At 39.7% G+C, this 24930-nt stretch carries 21 protein-coding genes; 12 read left to right on the plus strand and 9 right to left on the minus strand.

Features of this window, described 5'->3' with window-relative positions; genetic code table 11:
• Positions 1 to 519 precede the first annotated feature (519 nt).
• The gene (locus ACNKW3_RS07135; protein WP_427398601.1) at positions 520 to 3207 is read left to right on the plus strand and encodes a trypsin-like peptidase domain-containing protein; all 2688 of its coding nucleotides are present in this window, start codon (positions 520 to 522) and stop codon (positions 3205 to 3207) included.
• A 1-nt stretch (position 3208) separates the two neighbouring features.
• Here ACNKW3_RS07135 and pssA read toward each other — a convergent pair whose 3' ends face one another.
• The gene (gene pssA / locus ACNKW3_RS07140; RefSeq protein WP_427398602.1) at positions 3209 to 4036 is read right to left on the minus strand and encodes a CDP-diacylglycerol--serine O-phosphatidyltransferase; all 828 of its coding nucleotides are present in this window, start codon (positions 4034 to 4036) and stop codon (positions 3209 to 3211) included.
• 293 nt (positions 4037 to 4329) lie between these two features.
• On the opposite strand from pssA, the gene xdp1 reads away from it, so the two are divergent.
• On the plus strand, positions 4330 to 5148 hold the full coding sequence (xdp1, locus tag ACNKW3_RS07145) for an exosortase-dependent surface protein XDP1 (protein ID WP_427398603.1): 819 nt from the start codon (positions 4330 to 4332) through the stop codon (positions 5146 to 5148).
• A gap of 62 nt (positions 5149 to 5210) precedes the next feature.
• Positions 5211 to 7994, plus strand: coding sequence for an XrtA/PEP-CTERM system TPR-repeat protein PrsT (prsT, locus tag ACNKW3_RS07150; RefSeq protein ID WP_427398604.1), 2784 nt, complete (start codon positions 5211 to 5213; stop codon positions 7992 to 7994).
• Positions 7995 to 8036: 42 nt separating this feature from the next.
• Here the strand turns inward: prsT and clpB are convergent, their stop codons facing one another.
• The 3 genes from clpB to rluD form a co-directional block, all read right to left on the minus strand.
• Positions 8037 to 10607: an ATP-dependent chaperone ClpB gene (gene clpB / locus ACNKW3_RS07155; protein WP_427398605.1), complete on the minus strand. Its 2571-nt coding sequence runs from the start codon at positions 10605 to 10607 to the stop codon at positions 8037 to 8039.
• A gap of 81 nt (positions 10608 to 10688) precedes the next feature.
• Complete coding sequence (gene pgeF / locus ACNKW3_RS07160; RefSeq protein ID WP_427398606.1) at positions 10689 to 11432, minus strand: peptidoglycan editing factor PgeF; 744 nt, start codon at positions 11430 to 11432, stop codon at positions 10689 to 10691.
• Complete coding sequence (gene rluD, locus ACNKW3_RS07165; protein ID WP_427398607.1) at positions 11429 to 12415, minus strand: 23S rRNA pseudouridine(1911/1915/1917) synthase RluD; 987 nt, start codon at positions 12413 to 12415, stop codon at positions 11429 to 11431. The genes pgeF and rluD overlap by 4 nt, the downstream gene beginning before the upstream one ends.
• A gap of 137 nt (positions 12416 to 12552) precedes the next feature.
• Here rluD and ACNKW3_RS07170 point away from each other — a divergent pair, with 137 nt between their 5' ends.
• Positions 12553 to 13311, plus strand: coding sequence for an outer membrane protein assembly factor BamD (locus tag ACNKW3_RS07170; protein ID WP_427398608.1), 759 nt, complete (start codon positions 12553 to 12555; stop codon positions 13309 to 13311).
• 15 nt (positions 13312 to 13326) lie between these two features.
• Here the strand turns inward: ACNKW3_RS07170 and ACNKW3_RS07175 are convergent, their stop codons facing one another.
• The 3 genes from ACNKW3_RS07175 to ACNKW3_RS07185 form a co-directional block, all read right to left on the minus strand.
• The gene (locus ACNKW3_RS07175; protein ID WP_427398609.1) at positions 13327 to 14028 is read right to left on the minus strand and encodes a ChrR family anti-sigma-E factor; all 702 of its coding nucleotides are present in this window, start codon (positions 14026 to 14028) and stop codon (positions 13327 to 13329) included.
• Positions 14021 to 14635, minus strand: coding sequence for a sigma-70 family RNA polymerase sigma factor (locus tag ACNKW3_RS07180; protein WP_427398610.1), 615 nt, complete (start codon positions 14633 to 14635; stop codon positions 14021 to 14023). The genes ACNKW3_RS07175 and ACNKW3_RS07180 overlap by 8 nt, the downstream gene beginning before the upstream one ends.
• A 133-nt stretch (positions 14636 to 14768) precedes the next feature.
• Complete coding sequence (locus ACNKW3_RS07185) at positions 14769 to 15335, minus strand: LON peptidase substrate-binding domain-containing protein (RefSeq protein WP_427398611.1); 567 nt, start codon at positions 15333 to 15335, stop codon at positions 14769 to 14771.
• A 147-nt stretch (positions 15336 to 15482) separates the two neighbouring features.
• On the opposite strand from ACNKW3_RS07185, the gene ACNKW3_RS07190 reads away from it, so the two are divergent.
• From ACNKW3_RS07190 to ACNKW3_RS07210, 5 genes are read left to right on the plus strand one after another with little or no spacing between them, the layout of a single operon-like run.
• On the plus strand, positions 15483 to 15905 hold the full coding sequence (locus tag ACNKW3_RS07190) for a nuclear transport factor 2 family protein (RefSeq protein ID WP_427398612.1): 423 nt from the start codon (positions 15483 to 15485) through the stop codon (positions 15903 to 15905).
• Positions 15905 to 16633 (plus strand): SDR family NAD(P)-dependent oxidoreductase, encoded by a 729-nt coding sequence (locus tag ACNKW3_RS07195; protein ID WP_427398613.1) that lies wholly within the window; start codon positions 15905 to 15907, stop codon positions 16631 to 16633. Before ACNKW3_RS07190 ends, ACNKW3_RS07195 begins: the two co-directional genes overlap by 1 nt.
• Before the next feature lie 5 nt (positions 16634 to 16638).
• A complete protein-coding gene (locus ACNKW3_RS07200) occupies positions 16639 to 17922 on the plus strand; it encodes an NAD(P)/FAD-dependent oxidoreductase (RefSeq protein WP_427398614.1) in 1284 nt (427 codons plus the stop codon).
• Positions 17922 to 18659 carry a DUF1365 domain-containing protein gene (locus tag ACNKW3_RS07205; RefSeq protein WP_427398615.1) on the plus strand — a complete coding sequence of 246 codons (738 nt, stop codon included), beginning with the start codon at positions 17922 to 17924 and terminating at the stop codon, positions 18657 to 18659. The genes ACNKW3_RS07200 and ACNKW3_RS07205 overlap by 1 nt, the downstream gene beginning before the upstream one ends.
• A gap of 26 nt (positions 18660 to 18685) precedes the next feature.
• Positions 18686 to 19939: a class I SAM-dependent methyltransferase gene (locus ACNKW3_RS07210; protein WP_427398616.1), complete on the plus strand. Its 1254-nt coding sequence runs from the start codon at positions 18686 to 18688 to the stop codon at positions 19937 to 19939.
• Positions 19940 to 19995: 56 nt separating this feature from the next.
• Here the strand turns inward: ACNKW3_RS07210 and ACNKW3_RS07215 are convergent, their stop codons facing one another.
• Positions 19996 to 20925 carry a flagellar motor protein MotB gene (locus ACNKW3_RS07215; protein WP_427398617.1) on the minus strand — a complete coding sequence of 310 codons (930 nt, stop codon included), beginning with the start codon at positions 20923 to 20925 and terminating at the stop codon, positions 19996 to 19998.
• Complete coding sequence (gene pomA, locus ACNKW3_RS07220; RefSeq protein ID WP_427398618.1) at positions 20925 to 21689, minus strand: flagellar motor protein PomA; 765 nt, start codon at positions 21687 to 21689, stop codon at positions 20925 to 20927. The genes ACNKW3_RS07215 and pomA overlap by 1 nt, the downstream gene beginning before the upstream one ends.
• Positions 21690 to 21878: 189 nt before the next feature.
• On the opposite strand from pomA, the gene ACNKW3_RS07225 reads away from it, so the two are divergent.
• The 3 genes from ACNKW3_RS07225 to dxs are packed head-to-tail and all read left to right on the plus strand — an operon-like array spanning position 21879 to position 24924.
• Positions 21879 to 22118, plus strand: a complete 240-nt coding sequence (locus tag ACNKW3_RS07225; protein WP_427398619.1) for an exodeoxyribonuclease VII small subunit — start codon at positions 21879 to 21881, stop codon at positions 22116 to 22118.
• The gene (locus ACNKW3_RS07230) at positions 22115 to 23011 is read left to right on the plus strand and encodes a farnesyl diphosphate synthase (RefSeq protein ID WP_427398620.1); all 897 of its coding nucleotides are present in this window, start codon (positions 22115 to 22117) and stop codon (positions 23009 to 23011) included. The genes ACNKW3_RS07225 and ACNKW3_RS07230 overlap by 4 nt, the downstream gene beginning before the upstream one ends.
• A gap of 56 nt (positions 23012 to 23067) precedes the next feature.
• Positions 23068 to 24924 carry a 1-deoxy-D-xylulose-5-phosphate synthase gene (gene dxs / locus ACNKW3_RS07235; RefSeq protein ID WP_427398621.1) on the plus strand — a complete coding sequence of 619 codons (1857 nt, stop codon included), beginning with the start codon at positions 23068 to 23070 and terminating at the stop codon, positions 24922 to 24924.
• Positions 24925 to 24930: the final 6 nt, after the last annotated feature.

Raw genomic sequence — 24930 nt, forward strand, 5'->3', positions numbered from 1 at the left:
TTAAATATCGAATTACAAATAAATTGTCGTTGTGACACTCTTAACGAGTGCCCACACAGATTGTCTTGTTTCTAATTTTTAAAGAACAAAGTGCAAATGTTGTTTTTCGCATCGCGAAAAATGTTATTTGCGCAAGAGATGTTTCGTACTCACAAAGAGTAGGACAAGACCTCTTGTGGATTAAGCCTCGTGATATAAATACCTATGAGGTTAATCTTTGCTCAAGCGGTCTCTTTCAAGTCCCTCTCAAGCGGGATGCGAATACTACGCTAACCCAAAATTTTGTCAAGCTGTTTTAGTGAAAAAAGATAGCTTTTTTTACCTCGTTTTAGCTTGTCTGTGAAAAGCCTCAGCAGTGGTCAAATTATGACCGCAAAGCGATACTCCTCAACAGCGAGCGCGCATTCTACACAGCAAAAAAATTAGTGCAAGTGTTTTTTTAAAATGAAATCATTTTGCTATTTCAGAGTCGAAAATGTTACCGTTAAATTCACGCTGTTTTATTGGAATATATCTGACATGAAGTCTTTATTATTTATTTTATTATCTAGTATTTGTTTGGCCCTTTTTTCGTCAACCAGTTCAGCTTCAAATCAAGATCAAATAATTAATGCTGTCGTTAATATCGAATTGAATAAAGTAGTTCCCTGGGATGAAGGATTTAACGCATCCGGATTTGGTACAGGGTTCGTTATAGATAGTGAAAAAGGTTTAATACTCACTAATAAGCACATTGTAAATGTAGGGCCTATTGTTGCTTATGCTGAGTTCGCCAACAAACGTAAACTAAGTATCACGCCAATTTATAGAGATCCAATACACGATTTTGGCATTTTTAAATATAACGTAAATGAGATTAACGATTTATCTATCATCCCTATTAAATTATCTACTGACGCCAGTGTGGGACAAAAAATTAGATTGTATGGTAATGACGGTGGTGAAGCACTGTCTATTATAGAGGGTGTACTTTCTCGTTTAGATCGAGAGCCTCCTGTCTACAATAACACCAATAACGATCACAACACCTATTATATGCAAGAAGCCTTAGGGACAAGTGGTGGCTCATCTGGCTCCCCAATATTAAATGATAATAATGAGGCCATCGCAATAAATGCTGGGGGGAGGGTTGATACAGCGACAGCCTTTTTTCTACCCATGAAAATGATAAAGCCTATTATCGATAACGTCATAAATGAAAAACCCGTTAACCGCGGTAGTTTACAAGTTGTTTTTGAACATGTTCCTTTCAATCAAATGACAAGACTTGGAATAAAGGCTGAACGGATAAAAGAACTGAAACAAGCATTGCCTGGAGCTAACGGAAGATTACTAGTTACACACATTGTAAAACAGAGCCCAGCTGAAACGCATTTAAAAATTGGGGATTTAATCCATAGCATCGATGATGTTGTACTCGACGACTTTTATACATTGGAAAGTAAGCTTAATAATCGCGTAAACCAAAATGTAAAAATAATATTTGAACGGGAAAATGAAATTAAGCAAGCAAAGATTCAAGTCACGGACTTATTTTCATTAGTCCCAACAGAATATATAGAATACGGAAAAACCGTATTTACCCCTATTGGAATCGGTGCCGCGAGACTTTTTAACGTACCTATATCTGGAGTGCTTATAACCTCAGAAGGAAGAGTGTTTGGTGGTCAATCAATACGAAGTTTTGTAAAGGTCGACAGTATTAATGAAAATCCGATAAATTCGCTCGACGACTTAAAAACTACACTGACGTCGATTCCGAATAACCAAAAATTTAGTATTCGTTATCGGTATTTATACGATCAAAAAGAACAACGCTACACAAAAGTTAGAAATTTAGCTAATTTCTACATCAATCGACATTGTAAAAATGTAATTGGCAAACAATTTTGGCAATGTAATAAACTTCCCCCCTCCACAGATTCTATGAATGGTTTTAGCAAAAAATCAGAAAATGAGGTTTCCAGTCCGTTCGTAGATATAGAAGTAATTCGGCCACTTGAAGTTAATGTAAATGGATCAGTAATTCAAAAAGGTATGGGTCTAATTTTGGATGTTGATGCTGGCCTAATTTTAACTGGCAAAGGCATCATAGATTCAAGTTTATCCCAAGTAAATTTGTATTTTAACAATGGCACCACTTTAGCAGCCTCAGTTAGCGCAATTCATCCTTATTTAAATCTGGTATTACTATCTGCAGACTTATCTTCGATTAATATTGATAACGCTAAAATTCCCTCACTAGAATTATCAAGGGTAAATGAGTACGAATCCGTTTTACTAAAAGGACGCACAACCCATATAGATTTTGAAACTGAAGTGTCTAAAGGTTGGCCAGTATTAAATCAAGCACAGATAAATTTTGATTCTTATGACTTTTCCTATATTACCGGAGATTTTTCTATTTATACCTCGGAAGACAATCGGCTTCTCGCTTTGGCGCCAGGATATTCTGAAAAGGAACCCTTCGATGTAGTGATCCCCTTGGCTTTAGTTTTGGACTTTGTACACAGCGTGACAGAAGGGAAAACGGGCAGATATCAAATTAAAGATCAATTAACCTACGTCAGTTACGCTGAAGCCCTTGAACTTGGACTTGAAAGGAAGTTCGCCCAAGACATAGCGCGAAAAGTGTTCGTTCAAAAAGCTGCTGAACTTGAAAATAGTGGTTTAGCTTCTGGAGACATAATTCTTGAAGTAAACAGTGAAAAAGTAACCACCTTGAATGAGGTTTATTTATCCTTAAACGCCGCCTCTCATAAAGTAAAAGTATTACGTAATGGCGGCATTAAGGAAATTGTAGTTAAGCCGAGCAACTGGGATTATCTGAATATAAATAAAGTGCTTATTTGGGGAGGAGGCATTATTCACTCGATGCCGTTGGCTATAAATACACCTTTCGGTCCGCAAAAAACCTGTATCAGACTTGGATATCGATATTATGGTGCGTCAGTATACTCTGCAATAGGCGGTGATCCAGTTTGCATTATTGCTCTCGATAACCAACCTATTGATGATGTTGGGCAACTATTTTCTATTTTAAAGGAAAAACAAACCGGCGACTTTACAAAGATATTAGCCGTACGCTTAGATAAAAATTTTCAAATAGAAGAATATCGCGTTAGAGAAGAAAATTACTATTGGCCGACAGTATTGTATTCGAGAGATGAAGCAGGCTGGACATTAGACTCCAACCTGCACGATTAAGTTATTGCTTATTTTCTTTAGAGTCTTCTTGTTCACTAGAAGACTCTTTTTCTTGACTTGATGTTTGAAAAGAGGTTTCTTCAAAATCTGCATCGGGCTCAGTATCGCCAATGACATCCTCTAAAGTAAACTTATCAACTGTTCGGAAGGTATTAACTGGCCCAGCAATAGCGTATAGGGCGAACACCGTTACCAAAACAAGGGATGGTGCAGTTGCTACAATGATAAAAATAAGCATTACAATTAAAAGTGCCACAAAGGGGACTTTGCCATGCCAATTTAATTCTTTGAATGAATTGTACTTGAAATTACTCACCATCAATAAACCAGCTAAACCGGTAACTATGGCGACTAAAAAGCCGATGCTGTTTCCGTCTATGTTGTAATCGTAACTTACCCAAACCGTACCTGAAACCACAGCAGCTGCTGCCGGACTTGCTAGACCTTGAAAAAAGCGCTTATCGGCAGTTTCAATTTGTGTATTAAATCTTGCGAGTCTTAAGGCGGCCCCAGCTACATACATAAATGCAGCCAACCAACCAATTTTACCTAAATCTGTCATTCCGAAATTGTAAGCCACCAACGCCGGCGCAATACCAAAAGATACCATGTCGGCCATTGAATCGTATTCCGCTCCAAAAGCAGATTGAGTATTGGTAATTCTAGCGACTCTGCCATCTAAACCATCAAATATCATAGCGACAAAAATAGCCACTGACGCATGTTCAAACATTCCATTCATAGACATTACAACCGCGTAAAAGCCACTGAAAAGGCCAGCCGTTGTCAATAAATTTGGCAATAAATAAATGCCTCGTCTTTTTGTCATATTTTTCGTTTTTCCACTATTTTACATTTTAAAAAGAAGCGATTTGCTTAGGTCTAACTATAGCATTGGATTTCAATGACATATAGCCTTTTGTTTGTAACGCATTAGAACAAGCCACTTGAGAAAAGTTTAAAAAACAATCAAATTTCACTGTTCTTTTGTGTCAGGATTTTATACAATGCGCCGATAGAAAACAGGGAAAGTTTTTTTATTCTATTGTTTTTTAAAGAGTTTATTCTTTAGGCACAGTTGTTGCTAAAGATACCGTTAGATGTAGACATATAGAGATGATCATGAAAATAAAATTGCTAGGATTAGCGGCAACGCTAACATTGATGACATCAATGGCACAGGCTGGAGAACAAACTTGGGATTTTGGCTCTGGTTCATTTGGTTCTTACGGTGTAGGAAACACCTTAAATATAAGCTCTGGTGGTGTTAACATGCAGGTAACAGCATGGGCTAGCTCGTCAGAATGTGGTTATCCTTATGGCGGGTCACCAAATCCAGGAACGGATCCTGATCCTTGTGTTGCACCAGCACAACTAAATCGCTGGGGTAGTCATTTAGGTATTTCTAACCAAGACGAAATTAATAACAACTACACTTCTTCTCCAAACCATGCCATCGACAATATATATAACGGCGGTGATTCGCCTGATGATATAGAGTACGAAATGGTGTTACTATCATTTAACAAAGAAGTTGATGTTGCATCATTTAATATTGGTTGGTGGAGCAATGATAGTGACATGAGCGTGCTCGCTTACACAGGCGGAGCAACTAATGGTAATTTCTTCGATGGAACAAGCACATGGGAAGATCTAATGTCTTCTGGTTGGGATCACATTAATCATTACTCAAACGTTTCTGTTGGCTCATCTGTAACTACGGCCTCTGACCCTACATATTCTCAGTATTGGTTGATTGGTGCATATAATGGTATTTTTGGTCATCCTGAAAGTTGGTCAACTGGAAATGACGCAATTAAACTTGCTGGCTTAACTACTCACACCAAGCCTGACACAGGAACCGTAACTGAAGCTAGCGCACCTGGAATGCTTGCAATGCTGATAGGCGGAGCGTTATTATTCCTGAGAAGGCGAAAATAACAAAACTATTTGAATAAGAAGCCGATTATATAATCGGCTTTTTTTGTTTTTAGAGGGTGTAGATGCGACGCTTATTTCTTTTACTAAGTCTTTTTTCACATAGTGTAGTGGCTCAACAAGAGCAACAAGGTGACTTGAACGGTGATTTCGAGTCAGCATATATCGCCTTTGACAAAGGTGCTATTGATGAAAGTTATATTTATTTAAAACGTAGCTTAGACGAAAATCCTAACCACCTGCCAAGTAAAATATTGATGGGTGAAGTATTAGGTCTATCCGGTTATTATGAAGATGCAGAAGAGATTTTATTAGACGCATTAGACGAAAACGGCGATCCCAACCTCATTGTAGAACCGCTTATTAATGTGTTGTTTTCCCTACAAAAGTACCAAGCAATTACAGAATTAGAAACCAATCAGCTTACCCCAGTAAAAAAAGCAAGACTCCTAATTGCAAAAGCTGGTGCTTATTTTATTTTAAAGGATACACAACAAGCACTTTTAAGAGCAGAACAAGCACTTGAAACGGGAGCATCCGAAGTACAAGTATTAAATGCTGCGGCTAACATCAACATTCAGTCAGGTGAAAATGATAGAGCCATGGCGCTACTTAAAACCTCTCTAAATATCGATGATAGAAACGCCGAAACATATCGTTTGCTTGCAGAGGCAAATAAAAAACTCGGCAGAAAGGAAACTCAAATTACCTATCTTGAAACAGCGCTAAAATTATTCGAAAAACACCCACTAATCCTTAGAGATTTGGTCGCTGCTTACATATCGCAAAAACGTTTCCAAGATGCATTGGCGCAATTGGATCGCGCATTAGAATTATCGCCTGATGATCCAATGGCTAAACTCCTTAAAAGCTGGGTGTTGTCTAGATTAGATAGACAGCAAGAAGCGTCCGCTGAACTAGATGAATTGGTAAATAAATTAAGTCTGGTCGACGATCAAACTGCAAATGAAAGTGACGAACTCCTGTATATCAGTGGTATCGCTAATTTAGCAAATGGAAATTTTGAAAAAGCTCGCACTATGCTCAGTCGCTATTTACAACGAAACAATGGTGACTTTAACGCAGCAAAAATGTTGGTAGAAGTGTATAAAAACGAAGGCAATTATATAGCGGCGGCCGAGATACTAGAGCAATATCAAAATGAAGTAGACAAAGATCCATTAATGATTAAAGAGATTTGTGAATTGTATATTCGCTCAAATCGGAATCACAAATGTAACTTTTTGATTAATGCCACTGAGTCCAAATTTACCGACGATCCGATTTTTTTAGCAACTAAAGCTAGATTAATGATGGCTAGAGGTAAGCCTCAGCTAGCATTTGAAAGTTTAAATAAAATAACGACTGACAGTTTTGAACTAAGTGTTCAACGAGCCGTTATGGCGCTTCAGTCTGATAATTTAGAGGTTGCAGGCAAGTTAATTGATGCTTTATTTGAAGCTCGCCCAGACAGTCCAAATGTGCAAAACTTAAAAGCTTCATATTTAGTAAAGTCTGGAGAAAAGTCTATTGCTGAAGAGCTTTACCGAAAAATACTTAAGAATGATCCCTCTCACTTTTCAGCGAATTATAATTTTGCACTGTTTTTGTTTGAGCAAAAAAGATTTAAAGAAGCAAAAGATTTAGCCGTACGAGTCAGCAACCTCGCTCCCGAAAACATTCCTGCTAAAATATTGCTTAGTCGAATTTTTATAGGGTTGGGAAATACTGAACAAGCGCGAGAAATTCTGTTAGAAGCAGAAGCGAGAAGTAAAGAAAATGAAGCGCTGAAGCGAACAATTTTGGCGCTGGAAGTCACTGTAGAAGATTATGAAAAAGCGCTGCAAACAGTAAATTGGTTACTGAAACGCCAGTTTTTGTCATCAGACCTACTATTGACAAGATTCGAAATTTTAAAAGCACTCGGACAGAAAACTAGTGCGATTGAAGACTTGAATACCCTGTATGGAATTTTTATTGAAGATCATCAAGCTTTATATGATTTAAGCGAGAGGTTTATCAATATAGAAGAATTTTCTGGCGCCGAAAAATCTCTCGCAAGAGCCCTTGAATTAGACAAGGATAATTTTCTTTATAGACGTAATTTGATACGAGTATATCTATTCAGAGGGAAATTAACTGAAGCGCAAACACAATTTGATGAATTAGCAACAAACTATATCCGCAATCCAGACGTGGAGTTATTAAGGGGCGATATTGCTTTAGCAAAGAACAATCCAAGTAAAGCTATGGATTGTTATATTAAAGCGCTGGACATAAGTCCAATTTTAACGCCTGCTATCATTGGTGCTTATCAGCTATCGCGACAAGGCATCAAAGCAAAGAGCTTCGAGAAGAAGTTCGAAAACCTAGCCAAAGATCCAGTGAACAATGTTTTTGCAACCCATCTTTTAGCCGATTATTACATGGAAAAAGATGAACTGGAAAAAGCGAAAGCAAAATATATGTCTATAGTGAACATAAATGAATATCCGGCTAACCACAGAGTGTTGAACAACTTAGCAAATTTATATATTCAAGAAAATCGCCTTGATGTTGCCTATGGATATATCCAACAAGCTTATGAAACCAATCAACAGAATTTTGCGATTTTAGATACTTTAGGTTGGGTATTAAGTTTGCAAGGTGACTTTACTCAAGGGCTAGATTATTTACGTCGTTCGTATTCAATAAATGCTCAAGATCCAAATAATCGCTTTCATATCGCCTATACCTTAGAAAAACTTGGCAGAATAAATGAAGCGAAAAGAGAGTTGAAGGTTTTACTCTCTGATTTCGGCGAATTTGAAAAAAGGCAGAAAGCTGAAGAGTTAATGCAAAACATATAAAAAAGCGAGCTTTACAGCTCGCTTTTCACCTAACAGCTTATGCTAAATAATGGTTAAAGCATCATTTTCCACATCAATTCTGACCGTATCCTTATCTTTGAGCTGACCTGCAAGCAAGGTTTCTGCCAATGGATTTTCAATCTGAGTTTGAATAGCTCTTTTTAGCGGTCTCGCCCCAAAAACTGGGTCAAAGCCTGCCTCAGCGAGTTTATCTAAGGCCCCTGCAGATATTTCTAGTTTAAGATTCATTTCATTTAAGCGTTGACGTAAACCCGCTAACTGAATCTTAGCGATAGCTTTAATCTGCTCTTTTGCAAGAGGATGGAATACTACTATATCGTCAACACGGTTAATGAATTCAGGTCTAAAGTGCTGTCCTAACACTTGCATAACGCTTGATTTCATCTGTTCGTAGTTCTCTTCCCCAGCTTGGGCCTGAATGATATCGGAGCCTAGGTTAGAGGTCATAATGATTAAGGTATTTTTAAAATCGACTGTTCGTCCTTGCCCGTCGGTCAACCTACCGTCATCTAACACTTGTAGCAAAATGTTAAATACATCTGGATGCGCTTTCTCTACCTCGTCCAGTAATATTACCGAATAGGGCTTACGTCGCACGGCTTCGGTTAAATACCCGCCCTCTTCGTAGCCAACGTATCCAGGAGGAGCACCTACAAGACGCGATACTGAATGCTTCTCCATGAATTCCGACATATCAATACGTATCAAGGCACTTTCGGTATCGAACATAAAATTGGCCAAGGCTTTACAAAGTTCAGTTTTACCAACCCCCGTAGGTCCTAGAAACAAGAACGAACCTGTAGGTTTATCAGGATCTGCCAAACCTGCACGAGATCGTCTGATGGCACTAGACACTGCCTTCACAGCTTCGGCCTGTCCTACAACACGTTTGGTTAGCACTTGTTCCATATTGACTAATTTTTCTTTCTCACTTTCAAGCATTTTAGATACAGGGATTCCTGTCCACCTGGAAAGGACATCAGCAATTTCTACATCGGTAACTTTATTTTTAAGTAATTGATTTTCTGAAGATTCCATTTCAGACGCTTTTTCCAGTCTTTGTTCTAGTTCTGGAATTCTGCCATATTGAAGTTCAGACATTCGGTTTAAATCCGATGCCCTTCTGGCAATTTCAAGATCTAGCTTAGCTTGTTCAAGCTCCGCTTTAATACCCTGCGTGCCCTGCATTGCATCTTTCTCAGAGTTCCAAACTTTTTCTAGCTCGGCAAATTTCACTTCAGCTTGCTCTCTCTCTAATTCAATCACCTCTAAACGCTTGTGACTAGCATCGTCGGTTTCTTTTGCAAGTGCCTGCTCTTCCAGTTTCAATTGAATAATACGTCTTTCAAGTCGATCCATTTCTTCTGGTTTAGAATCAATTTGCATACGAATACTAGAAGCCGCCTCATCGATCAAATCTATGGCCTTGTCGGGCAATTGTCTGTCGCTAATGTATCGATGGGATAAGGTAGCGGCTGCAACAATCGCAGGATCGGTAATATCAACTGAGTGGTGCAGTTCGTAACGTTCTTTTAAGCCCCTTAAAATAGCAATTGTGTCTTCAACAGTTGGTTGATCCACTTGCACCTTTTGGAAACGTCTTTCTAACGCTGCGTCTTTTTCAATGTACTGGCGATATTCATCTAAAGTAGTTGCTCCTACACAATGCAATTCTCCTCTAGCTAAGGCGGGTTTTAGCATGTTTCCAGCATCCATTGCGCCATCTGTCTTACCAGCCCCTACCATGGTATGCAATTCATCAATAAAGAGAATGACTCTACCCTCTTCTTTGGCAAGCTCAGTCAAAACGGCTTTGAGCCTTTCCTCAAATTCCCCTCTATATTTGGCACCAGCTAAAAGTGCTCCCATGTCTAAAGAAAGTACTCTTTTGTTTTTTAATCCTTCAGGCACCTCACCGTTGATGATCCGTTGTGCTAGCCCCTCGACAATTGCTGTTTTACCTACACCGGGCTCACCAATTAACACTGGGTTATTTTTAGTTCGTCGTTGTAACACCTGGACTGTGCGTCTAATTTCTTCATCACGCCCAATAACAGGATCTAATTTCCCCTGTTCAGCTCGTTCAGTGAGATCAGTGGTAAATTTTTCCAATGCCTGTCTAACATCTTCAGCACTTTGGTCTGTTACTTTTTGACCACCGCGCATTTTATCGATTCCAGCTTCAACTTTATTCGCGTCTAAGCCTTGCTGTTTCAACATAGAGCCTAAAGCACCAGTATCTTCTAAAGCTGCAAGAACAAATAATTCAGAAGTGATATATTCATCTTTGCGTTTTTGCGCTAACTTGTCGCAAATATTTAAAAGTCGACCGGTATCTCTGCCAAGTTGAACATCACCTGCTATACCCTGAATCTTAGGTAGTTTTTCTACCGCTTCACTAAGTGAAGAACGAAGCGCGTTTACGTTCACCCCTATGAGATCCAATAAAGGACGAACTGTCCCGCCTTGTTGATTTAACAATGCAGACATCAAATGTACTGGTTCTATGTATTGGTTATCTCTTCCTAATGCCAAGGATTGTGCATCAGAAATAGCGATTTGAAACTTGTTTGTGAATTTATCTAATCGCATATCTTAATTTCTCCAAAATTACCCTACACAGGATATGGGTATTACAGGGGGTCATTTCAAGACAAAACGATTAAAAATTTATCAAGTTTTGATAATTACAGTGACATTTCTACCGGTTTGTTGAATGTCCGAGTGGGTCGCTTGACGGTGCGAAAAAAAGCGCTCATCCCGATAGCTACAAATGTTGCTCAGTTGTATATTTTCTACTCCCGCATTATTTAATATTTGTTGGCAGATAGCGGGTAAGTCTAATAAATACTTATTATTTAAAGAAGAAGGCCGGATGCAGCTTGAATACTGAGTAAAATATTTAATCACGTCCAGACCAACTTCAAACTTTTCTTGGCTAATACTAGGTCCGATCCAGACGGCTAAACGAGTTGGATCAGCAAAATTAGCAACAGCTTTTTCAACAATTCCTTCTGCAAGTCCGCGCCAGCCTGCATGCACAGCTGCTACTTCGATTCCATCAGTCATGACAATGGGTAAACAGTCTGCAGTCATCACACATAAAGGTAAGTGTTTTTGGCTAGTAAAAATACCGTCTGCTATGGTAGAGGGCTCCATAGTATTTTTATCAACGTCAATAATCTGATTCGAATGCTGTTGATTCATAAACACAGGGAAATTACATGTATTGCCGGTAAGTTGTTGACAATATTCAAATAAATATCCTCTGTTTTGCAACACAGCGTCTCTATTATCGCCAACATGCAGTCCCATGTTCAAACTATCATAGGGTACTAAGCTTTCCCCTTGCTCCCGTGTACAACTAAAACAAACTACATTGGGAGCTAGCAAATAAGTTGGCGAGATAGTTTTCAATAGTCCATCAAATCCGGGTTTTCTTGAACATCTTGTTTAAGCACATTGATTAACTGCACCATATCCTGAGGAATTTCCGCCTGCCATGTCATTAATTCATTTGTACTTGGATGCTGTAAGGTGATTTGAGCAGCATGAAGGGCTTGTCTTTTAAAGTTCCGTAAACAACTCGCTAAAGCTTCACTGGCCTTTTTAGGCGGTCGAGGACGGCCTCCATACTGAGTATCACCAACCAAAGGATGTTTGATATGAGCCATATGCACTCTTATTTGGTGAGTTCGCCCTGTCTCCAACTTCAACCTGAGATGGGTATGCGCACGAAACTTTTCAATAATCCTATAGTGAGTAACCGCAGGTTTTCCTGTTTCTCTAACCGCCATAAGCGTGCGTTTACTTGGATGTCTGCCGATATTTTCATCCACGAAACCACCACCAATAAGATTCCCCATGACGACTGCTTCGTATTCTCGCCCCATGCTTCTAGACTGTAACTGCTCGACTAAATGACGCTGAGATTCAATGGTTTTCGCCACCACCATTAGACCTGTAGTATCTTTGTCTAACCGATGTACAATGCCTGCTCTTGGAATTTTATCGATGTTTGGACAATGTGCTAATAGAGCATTGAGCAAAGTCCCAGTAGAATTACCTGCCCCTGGATGCACGACTAAACCAGCGGGTTTATTAATGATAAGGATTTCATCGTCTTCATACACAATATTGATATCAATATCTTCGGCCTGATTACGGACTTGAACCTCTTGGAAAGCCGCAATATTAACGACTTCTTCACCTTTCATCTTAGTTCGAGGGATGGTTAAAACACTGTTGTCTATTTCAACACAGCCAGATTCAATCCATTCTTTTATTTTAGTTCTTGAATAATCGGGGAACATTTCCGCCAGACATTGGTCAAGTCTTTTGTTAAAACTTTGCTCAGGTATGATTCCACTAAGCATGATTTTCGTTGTTTGTTCTGACATAATAACGCGCAAAATTGAGTGTGAATGGATTATAGCAAGCACAAAGAAGAAATAGCAGGCTTTAAGCTACTGCTATTGCAAAATAATAGTGTAGAATATCGGGAATTATTTTGAAATTTAAAAAGAGCAATATTCAAATGAAAAAAGTTTTGGTTGCGACCTTGTGTATCGCAGCATTTGGTTTAGCTGGCTGTACCAGCTCAGAAGAAGAAGAACGAGAATTAGTAGCCAATCAAGGAGCTAGCGCTTTATATCAGCAAGCAAAAAGAAATATGGATCTTGGTAATTTTACCGCTGCTGCTGAAATTTTAAGTACCATTGATTCAAGATTTCCGTTTGGACAATTATCTCACCAAGTACAACTTGATCTAATTTATGCTTACTATAAAACCGGCAATAGAGAACAAACATTAGCGACTATCGACCGATTTATTCGCCTAAATCCAAATCATTCTGATGTAGATTACGCTATGTATATGCGTGGCTTGGTCAATATGGAAAGTGATAACAACCTGTTCCAAGATTTGTTTAACGTAGATCGTGGTGACCGCGATCCCAGCGCATCCCGTGAAGCCTTTGAAGATTTTCGACGTTTACTTGAAAAGCTACCAGACTCTAAATATGCCGACGATGCTAAGCAACGCATGGTTGCAATTAAAGATAGACTCGCTCGCCACGAAATCTCAGTTGCTCGTTTTTACATGCGTAGAGAAGCATGGGTTGCGGCAGCAAACCGTGGTCGATATGTTTTAGAATATTTTGCTGATACTGCACAAGTGCAGCCCGCCCTTGAGATCATGGTAGAAAGCTATGATCAAATTGGATTAGAGCAATTAAAGCAAAACGCTCTAAAAACATTGAAACTAAATTATCCAGACAGCGATTTTATCCGCTAACACTCGGGCAGTAGATTAATCCGTATTAGCTTTAAAATATAAATTGCTAAGCGGATTAATTAGCTTTGCCCAACCATCAGTGAAATGCAGTGGACTGTCCACAATGCTGAAAACCAAACACCCGTTATGATTTGCTGTGTAAGGGGAATGGGTATGGGAATCGTTTAAAAATATCAAATCCCCACTATCGTAGCTAGACATTCCATCTGAAAATTGCCCATCAATGACCAAGGTAATTTCGTTTCCCGTATGGCTGTGTTCCGGCACCACACAACCTTGCTCCATATAAATGAACTGGGCAAGATTTTTACCGCCTATGGTTACCCCTGCTTGCCAGATTTTACCAAGATGTTTTGACCAGCCTTGATTTCTCGCTTTCTCTGCAAAGCGTTGTAATGGTTGGGGGATATTAAATACCTTACCTTCAAGTTGTAAGGTTGTGGTAACTACAGATTGTGGGACTGGACAGTAATAGCCGTCGCAAAACGGCTTGTCTTCAGTTATGTCTTTAAACATTTGAGAAAAATCAACATTGTCAGCAAAACTGTTGTGGCTGCTTTCAAACGAATTCACCGCGCGCTCTTGTAATAAATCGAATGATTCCATGCATTTTTTGCACATATCCATGTGCGACGCTATCATCAGTGATAGCGCAGGGGACATATTACCCTCAGCAAATTGACTCAGTTGTTGAGCGCTAGGGTGAAATCTAATCATACTCTTTAAGCATATCCTTCAAACGTTGTAACGCTAATCGTGTTCTAGACTTAACCGTACCTAAAGGAATATCTAAGTCATCAGCAACTTCTTGTTGAGATTTGCCATCAATGTAAATTGCCTCTACAACGGCTTTTTGCTTTTTAGGCAATCCTTCAAAAAACTGCCCCACTTCCTCCAACGTAATTTGTTGGTCCAGCGGTGCAATTTTAGTGTCAGCTGTTTGCTCACACAAAATTGGCCAAATATCATCAGAACACACATCTTCTTTTCTGTTTTGTAACTTTCGCAACATATCAAAACGTATGTTTCTAGCAATGGTGAAAATCCAAGTAGATGGACTTCCTTTCTCCGAATTAAATAGGTGCGCTTTCTGCCAAACATTAGACATTGTGTCTTGCACTAGCTCCATTGCAAGCGCCTCATTACCCATTTGTTTCAACGCATAAGAGCGCAATCTTGGTGCAAAATAACTGAACACCTTGGAAAAGGCTATTTTACATCGCTTGTTTGCTACAGTGTCTAAATACTGAGCCATTTCTACTGCACATTCTTTAGGCTTACAATCTTCTCGCTTTTGATTTTCCAGTGGAATTCCGATCAACATGATTTTTACCCTTTTCGTTTTTCAACTTGCGTAGAACTTCAGTATACGCAAAGATTTATGAACAAAAAGTGAAATAAATTTAATATACAGGTCAGTTTTTTCGAAACCATTAAAAATCCAACAGAAAGTTCTATTAATCAATAAGTTGATTTAAATAGGCAACGACTCTGTTCGTATCGCCATGATGTAAAAAATGTTGTTTTTGCTCTGCATTCACGGGTAACAATTCAATCCAGCGATTAATTACCCACTCTGGTTCGTCAAACTTCAACTCCGAATACAACTTCGCAACTTCTGGATATTTGTCGTATATTTCCTTGAGTCTGTTGGTTGCGGATTGCAAATCATATGTATTGCCAGATGATGACCATATTTCGCAAGGTTCGCACTCACCTATCCGCAGACCATCCGGTTCGGTCGCTATGTTGTGAATCTTTACACAATATTGGCCTTCAACCGTAATACCCAACAGGCCGTCCTTCAAAATGTCAAAATCGATTACATTGCAGTAAGTCCCTAGGGGAAATATGTGTGAATTTGATTGTTTGTTACCCGAGGTATTTAACATGCAAACAACAAAACCACCGTTATTCGCACAAACCTCTTTCACCATTCGTGTGTATCTTGGTTCGAATATTCTTAGTGCCAATCTACCTTCGGGTAACAAATGTGAAGATAAAGGAAACAGTGGCAACTTCATTTTTATTTTGACCGTGATGATTAACTTATCTCATAAGTACAAGAAATTGTCTGAGTTGGATTAGTTCGACTATTAATTAAAAATTATTAATGGTTGATCTGGTCTGAAAATCAGCCTGTATCTGAATAAAAACTTTTACCAGACCTTATGCATTTATTAGACAAGTTTTCTACATTTTATTCTGATTTGGCGTCGATGAAAGTCGATAAATTATCTGAAATCTACAGTCAGAATGTGGTCTTTGCCGACCCTGTAGGTAGGTACGAAGGTATCTCTGCAGTTGAAAATTATTTTACTAAGTTGTTAAAAAACGCAAAGTATTGTGAATTTGATATTCACGACAAATTGTCCACCACGGATGGCCACCACGTCATAACATGGACGATGAAGTACATTTCATCACGAATCAATAATGGAAAGCCGGTAAGTGTTGACGGAATCACTTGGCTAGAAACTCAAGACAATAAAATTACATTGCACAGAGACTATTACGATCTTGGACAAATGGCTTACGAACACGTGCCGATCTTGGGCTATTTCGTTAAAAGTGTGAAAAGGAGAATTGGCTAATGGCTAAAGTGTTAGTTACCGGAGCAACATCAGGTATTGGCGAAGCCTTTGTCAAGAAATTAGCACAAGAAGGGCATAATGTTATTGCTTGTGGTCGAAATAAAGAAAAACTACAACAGCTTTCTCAGTCTCCGAATATCGAAGCATTGCAATTTGATGTTACCGACGAAACAGAAACGAAATCCGCACTTAGCGATGTTATTGCTGATTACTATGTATTGAACGCTGGTACCTGCGAATATGTGGACATTGATCAGGTTGAAGCCGATATGTTTAAACGCGTATTTACCACAAATGTGTTTGGTGCAGCCAACGTGATGGCGGCAATTTTGCCTCGTTGTCGCAAACAAGACACTGTGGTATTTGTTGATAGCCTTGCCCGTTTATTGCCTTTTCCAAGAAGCCAAGCCTACGGTGGCAGCAAAGCAGCATTGCATTACATGGCCAAAAGTTTTGCTGTAGATCTAGACAGAAAAGGGGTAAAAGTAAAAACAATTTCACCGGGTTTTGTAGAAACGCCGTTAACTGATAAAAACGATTTTGATATGCCAATGCGTATCAGCGCCGATGCAGCCGCAGATTATATGTACAAAGGCATATTTAGTTCTCGGCGTTCAATTTATTTTCCTCTGCGATTCAGTTTAATGATCCGTTTTCTAAATTTACTTCCTGCGTTTTTACAACATAAATTATGTATTCGTTTAAGTCGCGGAATGAAAGGGAAGTAGTCAATATGCAAAAGCAACGAATAGCAATAATTGGTTCAGGTATTTCAGGTCTTACGTGCGGCTACCTGTTAAATGATAGAGCTGACATAACCCTATATGAAGCTGGCGATTATCTGGGCGGCCACACAGCAACAAAAGACATCGAGATTGATGGTCAAGAGTACGCCATTGATACTGGTTTTATCGTTTTCAACGACTGGACTTACCCTAACTTTATTAAACTGTTAGATAAAATTGGGGTTAAAAAACAAGCCACCGAAATGAGTTTTAGTGTCAGAAATAATAGCTCTGAACTAGAATACAATGGCCATAGTCTTAATACTCTTTTTGCTCAGAGAAGAAATCTTTTATCTCCACGTTTTTATCGACTCATTCGAGAGATTCTTAGGTTTAATGATTTGTGTAAACAAACGCTCAATAGTGATCTCAATCTGTCTGAAATAACGCTAACAGAGTTTTTACAAAAGCATGGGTTTTCAGATTATTTTGCGGTTAATTATATCTTGCCAATGTGCGCGGCAATATGGAGTGCAAGCTTAGAAACAGCTGGAAATTTTCCATTGGCATTCTTCCTGAAATTTTTTAATAACCATGGACTATTAAATGTCAACGATAGACCTCAATGGTACACTATTGTTGGAGGTTCAAGGGAGTATGTAGGACCACTAGCAAAAGAATTTTCGAATAAAATTAAACTTTCAACCCCAGTAAAGAAAGTCACAAAAACGTCATCTGGTTTAATTGTTACCACAGACTCGGGGGATGAGTTATTTGATGATGTTATTTTTGCTTGCCATAGCGATCAAGCTCTGCAACTGCTGGATGTCAGTTCTCTAGACCAAGCATTAAGTAAACAAACAACAAATATACTTGGTGCTATCCCCTATGCGTTAAACGATGTAATTCTACACACAGACGTCAAAGTACTTCCTAAACGAAGATTGGCATGGGCTAGCTGGAATTATCAACTTCAAGGCACAAAAAACGAACGCGAGGCACCAGCAAAAGTGTCCTACAACATGAATATTTTACAACGTCTACAGGCTAACCGTACCTTTATTGTTACCTTGAATGATAGGGAAAATATAGACCCTGAGAAAATTCTAGGACAGTACGAATATGCCCACCCACAGTTTAGTCCAAAAATGGTGGCAGCTCAGCAACAACGAGCTCAGATTTGTGGTGTCCAAGGTATACATTATTGCGGTGCGTATTGGTACAACGGTTTCCACGAAGATGGCGTTAGAAGTGCCTTGGATGTTTGCAAACGCTTTGGAGCGCACCTCTGATGCAGACATTTGAAAGTGCAATATACAAAGGAAAGGTTTTTCATCATCGATTTGAACCCAAGCAACATGAATTTACCTATTCGTTATACATGTGGTGGTTAAAGCTAGACGAGCTTGTTGCAATCGAAAAGGAAATAAAACACTTCCATCTTAAAAAATCCTATAGATACCCTGTTAGCTTTTCTTCAAGCGATTACCTAAAAAAGGATGAAGACTGTTCGACCCCGCTAAAAGAAAGGGCATTAAATTGCATGAACAAGTTAACAGATGAGCGTTTAGAAGGCGATATATTCTTCTTCGGACAGGTGCGAACGTTTAATCTGTATTTTAGCCCAGTTAACTTTTGGTTCTTACGCGACCATAATGGTGAATACACTCATATGTTGGCTGAAGTTTCTAATACACCTTGGAACGAGCGCCATCATTACCTAGTTGATCTACAGAATCAGCAAGACACTGAGAAAGCTTTTCACGTTTCGCCTTTTAATCCCATGGATATGATTTACAAATGGCAAATTCAAATGCCTGGGCAGCAAATTAACTTACGCTTGAGCTGTTTTAAACAAAATAAACATTTTGAAGCCGCTATCGCAATGCAGCGCTCTGAATTAAGTAATAAAACGCTTAAACAATGTGTCTCGAGTATTCCTAGCATGACCGTAAAAACAATGGCTGGAATTTACTGGCAAGCACTAAAACTATTTTTTAAACGTGTACCCGTCTACACACATTCGTGATGTACGAAAGATAGAAGGAACAAAAGATGTCGCATAATGAACAAACCTATTTATCTACCGATACCAGTTCTGTTTGGGAAAAAACCTGCCGTTCATTGTTTATCAGTGCACTTAAACGAATGCCCGAGGGCTTTCTTGTTATAAAAGAACAGCAGAATGTGATTGCTCAGCTAGGAGATCCTCACTCAGATTTAAAGGCGGAAGTGAACATATTAAACCCAAGCGCCTATCCTAAACTTCTGTTAGGAGGAAGCATTGCCTCGGGTGAAACTTTTACTGACAAGCTTTGGGAAAGTCCAAATTTAACTAATGTTATTCGTATATTTGCTAGAAACCTGCCGACTTTAGACAATTGGGAAAAGAAGTTTAAATGGATAACCATGCCTTCCGTGAAACTGCGTCACTTTTTGAACAAGAACTCCAAAAGCCAAGCAAAACGCAATATCTGTGCACATTACGATTTAGGTAATAAACTTTATAGCAAATTCCTAGATCAGAGCATGATGTACTCGGCTGCGATTTACCCTGATCCCCAGGCTACGTTAGCCCAGGCTCAGACCCACAAGTTAGATACAATTTGTCGTAAACTCAAATTGACCCCTAATGATCATTTATTAGAGATTGGCACAGGTTGGGGAGGTTTAGCTGTTTATGCCGCTGAGCATTTTGGCTGTAAAGTCACAACCACTACGATCTCTGAAGAACAATACGCTTTTGCCGAAGACTTAATCAAATCAAAGGGCTTAGAAAATAAAATTACCTTACTCAAGCAAGATTATCGATTACTCGAAGGTCAATACGATAAACTTGTTTCCATTGAGATGATTGAAGCCGTTGGTAAAGAGTATCTCCCTAACTTTTTTCAAAAATGCGCTTCATTGCTAAAGGAAGACGGGCTTATGCTACTACAGTCGATCATAATTGATGATAGACGCTACGACAGCTATACCAACAACGTTGACTTTATCCAAAAGCATATTTTCCCCGGTGGATTCTTACCGTCGCAATTTTCGATTAATCAGCACGTTAAAAAATACACCAATATGAGCATTCGAGATGTACATGATATAGGCTTGGATTATGCTCGTACCTTGCAAGATTGGTTCAATGCCTTTATGCAACAAAAATCCGCGTTGAATGAAGATGGTTACGATGAGCGATTTATGCGTATGTGGCAATATTATTTAAATTATTGCGAAGGTGGTTTTTTAGAGCGGGTTATTAGTACCGTGCAAGTAGTGATTGCAAAACCTGGATTCAGAGCTGATCTACATCGATAAGTAAAACGCCAGCGGATTATTGAATCCCTGCTCGGTATATGCGCTGGCGCTTGTTTCTATTCTTGTATAACTGAAATAGGATCTGAGAACTTAGGCTCACCTTGAATAATGGCGATTTCCACACGACGATTTTGGGCATTATCTTCAGGTGTATCCCCCATGGCTATTGGCTGAGTCGCGGCTTTACCAATCACCCGCATGCGCTGTTCATCAAATCCAGGCGCTCTACGTAATTGTTCAGCAACTGCCACTGCTCGCTGTGCACTAAGATCCCAATTTGAAGTATATAATTCGTTTGAAATTTGAATACCATCACTGTGACCGGTAATTTCTACTTTACCAGGCATATCATTTAAGATAGTGCCTAGCCTTCGAATAACGGGCACAAATTGTGGTTGCAAAAATGCAGAACCTGCAGAAAAAGAACCGTTTTCTCTTATGCGGATTACAATTTGTTGGCCAAGGTTTTCTACATCTACCGCACCATCTTTTATTTCTTTTTGTAGTAAGTCTTCAATTTTCTTTTTATTCTTTTCGACTTGCTCTTTGTCTGCTGACGCCGCACCTGCAGCTGCTGTTTGATTTGCTGTTTGAGGAGACTGACCACCTCTAAAGGTGCCTCTCTGCTTCTGACGACCACCTGCGGAGTCTTCTTCCCCATCTTGGAAGTTGAGCATTGGACGAGTAATGTCTTGGGTAATCTGTTGAATGCTCTCAATGGGAGTAGGATCTGGTTTGCCAGGTCTAAATTCTAATGCAACAACACTGGTCCCTTTAGGAATATCCTTTAATTCAATTTTATTTTGCACACCAAAGGCAAATTTCATTGAACCTGCTATTTGCTTAAACTTTTTCACATCCATTTCAGAAAAAGACAATAGCAATACGAAAAAGCACATAAGCAAAGACATTAAGTCAGCAAATGTACCCATCCATGCAGGTAGCCCTTCGGGCGGGCATTTAGGACATTCTTGTTGCTCAGCCATTAGGCGGCCTCTTCTTCTGAGCCACGCTTACCTTCAGCAATGTAACCTTTTAATACACCTTCGATAACACGAGGGTTTTGTCCATCTGCAATACCTAGAATGCCATCTAGAATTAGGCTCTGATTGAGTTTTTCCTCAGAGCTTCTAACATTCAGTTTAAATGATACCGGCAAGCAAAATAAGTTGGCCATCATGGCGCCGTACAGTGTGGTTAACAATGCAACAGCCATGGCAGGCCCAATGGCTTTAGGATCATCCATGTTGGATAACATGGCAACCAAACCGATCAGCGTTCCTATCATCCCCATTGCCGGCGCAACATCACCCATAGATTTGAAAATAACGGCACCTGATTCGTGTCTTTCAGTTGTGTTAACGATGTCTTTGTACATAGTGTCACGAACAACATCTACATCATGTCCATCCACCAACATGTTGACCCCTTTCTGCATAAAGGCATTTTCAATTTCTTGTTCTTCCAGCGCTAGAAAGCCCCCTTTGCGAGCTTCATCTGCCATTTGTACGATCTTTTCAATCAACTCCTCAGGGGTTTGCAATTTGAAAGAAAAAGCCTTTCCCATGACTTTACCAGCGCCCAAAAATTGCGACATAGGGTATTGCATAAGAACAACGAAAATCGACCCGCCGAAAACGATAAGTAAAGAAGGCACGTTGAAGAAGATCATAATGTCTCCCCCCATGACCATCGCCATTACAACGAAGCCCAAAGCGCCTAAAAATCCGACAAGGGTTGCTAAATCCACAGGTTACTCCTCGAAATGAGTCTTTTTATTAGCCAAATCTGAATGTCTTATTTAACGGCAGTAGCGAATAAATCTTTATGATTTACCGCAATCAAACAGGAACTTTGTTAAGTCAATAGAATTACATTGAATTTGTACTGTTGTTTCGGTATCTTGCATGCCAATTATAAGATTTCTTGAGGAGCGAATATGAGCACTGCTGATTTAAGTTTTGAGCAAGCTATGGAAGAGTTAGAAAGCTTAGTAAATCAAATGGAACAAGGTGACATTACGCTTGAAGAATCTTTAAAATCTTTCGAGCGCGGTGTATCACTAGCTCGTCATTCACAAGCATTGTTAACTAAAGCAGAACAAAAAGTAAAACAACTGACCGAACAAGCCGGTGAAGAATCTTTAGAGAATTTTATTGAACCCCCACTAAGCGAATGAACCAGCAACTCACACGACTTCAGCAACAAATAAACGCCGAACTCAGCGAAACTTTCGAGCATGTTAAGGCTAGCCTAAATTTACAAGAGTCTCGTTTACTATCAGCAATGGAGTATGCCCTGCTCAATGGCGGTAAGCGTATGCGACCGCTATTATTGAGCCTTGTTGGGCAAGTGTTTGAAGCCAATCAACAAGATATTAAAGTCGCTAGTTTAGCACTTGAATGTATTCATGCTTATTCTCTTATCCATGACGACCTCCCCTCTATGGATAACGATGATTTACGTCGGGGCAAACCCACTTGTCATATTCAATTTGATGAGGCCACAGCTATTCTAGCTGGTGATGCTCTGCAAACTCTGGCCTTTGAATGCCTGAGTAGTTTTACCATGGAAGCATCTGAAACCAAACGATTACAACTAGTAGCTATTCTAGCCAAAGCGTCCGGGTTACGGGGGATGTGCTTAGGTCAAAGCTTAGATTTACTCGCTACAAATACAGCAATTGATTTAGCAAGTTTGCAACAATTACATCAACTTAAAACCGGTGCATTGCTAAAAGCATCTGTGCAAATGGGCGCTTGTTTGGGTACCAAACCCTATTCTCCTAAAACTGAGAATTTACTCGTTCAATTTGCTGATAACATAGGATTAGCGTTTCAGATTCAAGATGACATTCTGGATGTCATCTCCGATACTGAAACCTTAGGTAAACCACAAGGTTCTGACCAACAAAGCAATAAATCGACTTTTGTGACGCATTTTGGTTTGGAAGGAGCCAAAAACGAATTACAAAAAAAATATCATCTTGCTATACAGTCATTAGAACAACTTGAGTACAATACCCAAGATTTGCAAGCATTTACGCAGTACATGGTAACCCGCACCTATTAATAAGTTGCGGCATTATTGACTTGAATATCATTTAAAACCAAAAGAAAAGAATTACAATGACGTTAGATCTCTCACAATACCCTAATTTGGCAAAAGCGAACACACCGGAAGAGTTACGCCTGCTACCGAAAAGTAAATTGAGAGATTTAGCCAGTGAACTTCGATTATTCTTGCTAAATTGCGTCAGCCAAAGCAGTGGTCATTTTGCTTCAGGTTTAGGCACAGTTGAGTTAACGGTGGCGCTTCATTATGTTTATAATACGCCGTTTGATCGACTCATTTGGGATGTAGGTCATCAAGCCTATCCACACAAAATTCTGACCAATCGAAGAGACCGAATGACCAGTATTCGGCAAAAAAACGGGCTACATCCCTTCCCATGGCCCCCTGAAAGTGAATACGATACTTTTGCAGTCGGACACTCATCCACCTCTATAAGCGCGGCTTTAGGTATGGCTATCGCGGCAGAAAAAGAAAATAAGGGCAGAAAAGTGGTGGCCGTTATTGGGGACGGCGCAATGACCGCTGGCCTTGCATTTGAAGCTCTAAATCATGGTGGAGATTTAAACAAAGATTTTACCGTAGTGCTCAATGACAACGAAATGTCCATTTCAGAAAACGTAGGTGCATTGAACTCACATTTAGCCCGACTAATGACAGGTTCTTTTTTCAATTCGATTCGAGATGAAGGCAAACGTATTTTAAGTAACGTACCGCCAATCAAGGCGTTAGCAAGTCGAGCAGAAGAGCATCTAAAAGGAATGGTTGTTCCTGGCACTATTTTTGAAGAATTGGGTTTTCATTATATTGGCCCCATCGATGGTCATGATGTGAATGCCATGGTTGATACCTTAACCAATATGCGAAAAATGCAGGGGCCCAAGCTTCTTCATGTGGTAACTAAAAAAGGCAAAGGGTATGAGGTAGCAGAGCAAGATCCAATTAAATGGCATGCGGTACCTAAATTTGATCATACCACTGAAAAGTTCCCAGAAAGTAAACCAGGAAAACCTACTTACTCTGCCATTTTTGGGAATTGGTTATGTGACATGGCAGAACAAGATAAAGATTTGATGGCCATAACGCCGGCTATGCGTGAAGGTTCAGGCATGGTCAGGTTTTCACAGCGTTTTCCAGAGCAGTATTTTGACGTGGCAATTGCCGAACAACATGCGGTAACACTTGCCGCTGGCTTAGCGATTGAAAATAAGCGCCCTGTAGTTGCTATCTATTCTACTTTTTTACAACGAGCCTATGATCAGTTAATTCATGATGTTGCCTTACAAAATCTCCCCGTATTATTTGCCATCGACAGAGCTGGCATTGTTGGGGCTGACGGACCAACTCACCAGGGTGCATTTGATATTCCATTTTTACGCTGTATCCCAAATATGATTATTATGGCACCTGGAGACGAAGCTGAATGTCGTAATATGTTGTACACTGGTCACCTAGCAAAACAACCGGCAGCAGTAAGGTATCCAAGAGGTGCGGGTACAGGCGTGGCACCTGACAGCGAAATGACAGCGTTAGAAATAGGAAAATCGCGTCAATTGCGCAATGGTGTCAAAACGGCTATTTTGAATTTTGGTGCTCTATTACCTGAAGCTCAAAAAGCAGCTGAAGCCCTTGACGCTACCTTGGTTGATATGCGATTTGTCAAACCTCTAGATGAGCAAGCCGTGTTAGATGCCGCGAAACAACACGAACTCATAGTAACGCTTGAAGATGGCGCAATTGCAGGTGGCGCTGGTTCTGCAGTGCAAGAATGCTTTCAACAGCATAAAGTGCTTTGTCATGTGCTTCGTTTGGGCTTACCCGATGAATTTATTATGCAGGGAACGCAACAAGAAATGTACGCTGAATTAGGTATTGATGCTGCGGGAATAATCGCGGCTGTTAAGGCCTTTTAATCTCAC

It is taken from the genome of Glaciecola sp. 1036 (assembly GCF_050306235.1).
Lineage (GTDB): Bacteria > Pseudomonadota > Gammaproteobacteria > Enterobacterales > Alteromonadaceae > Glaciecola.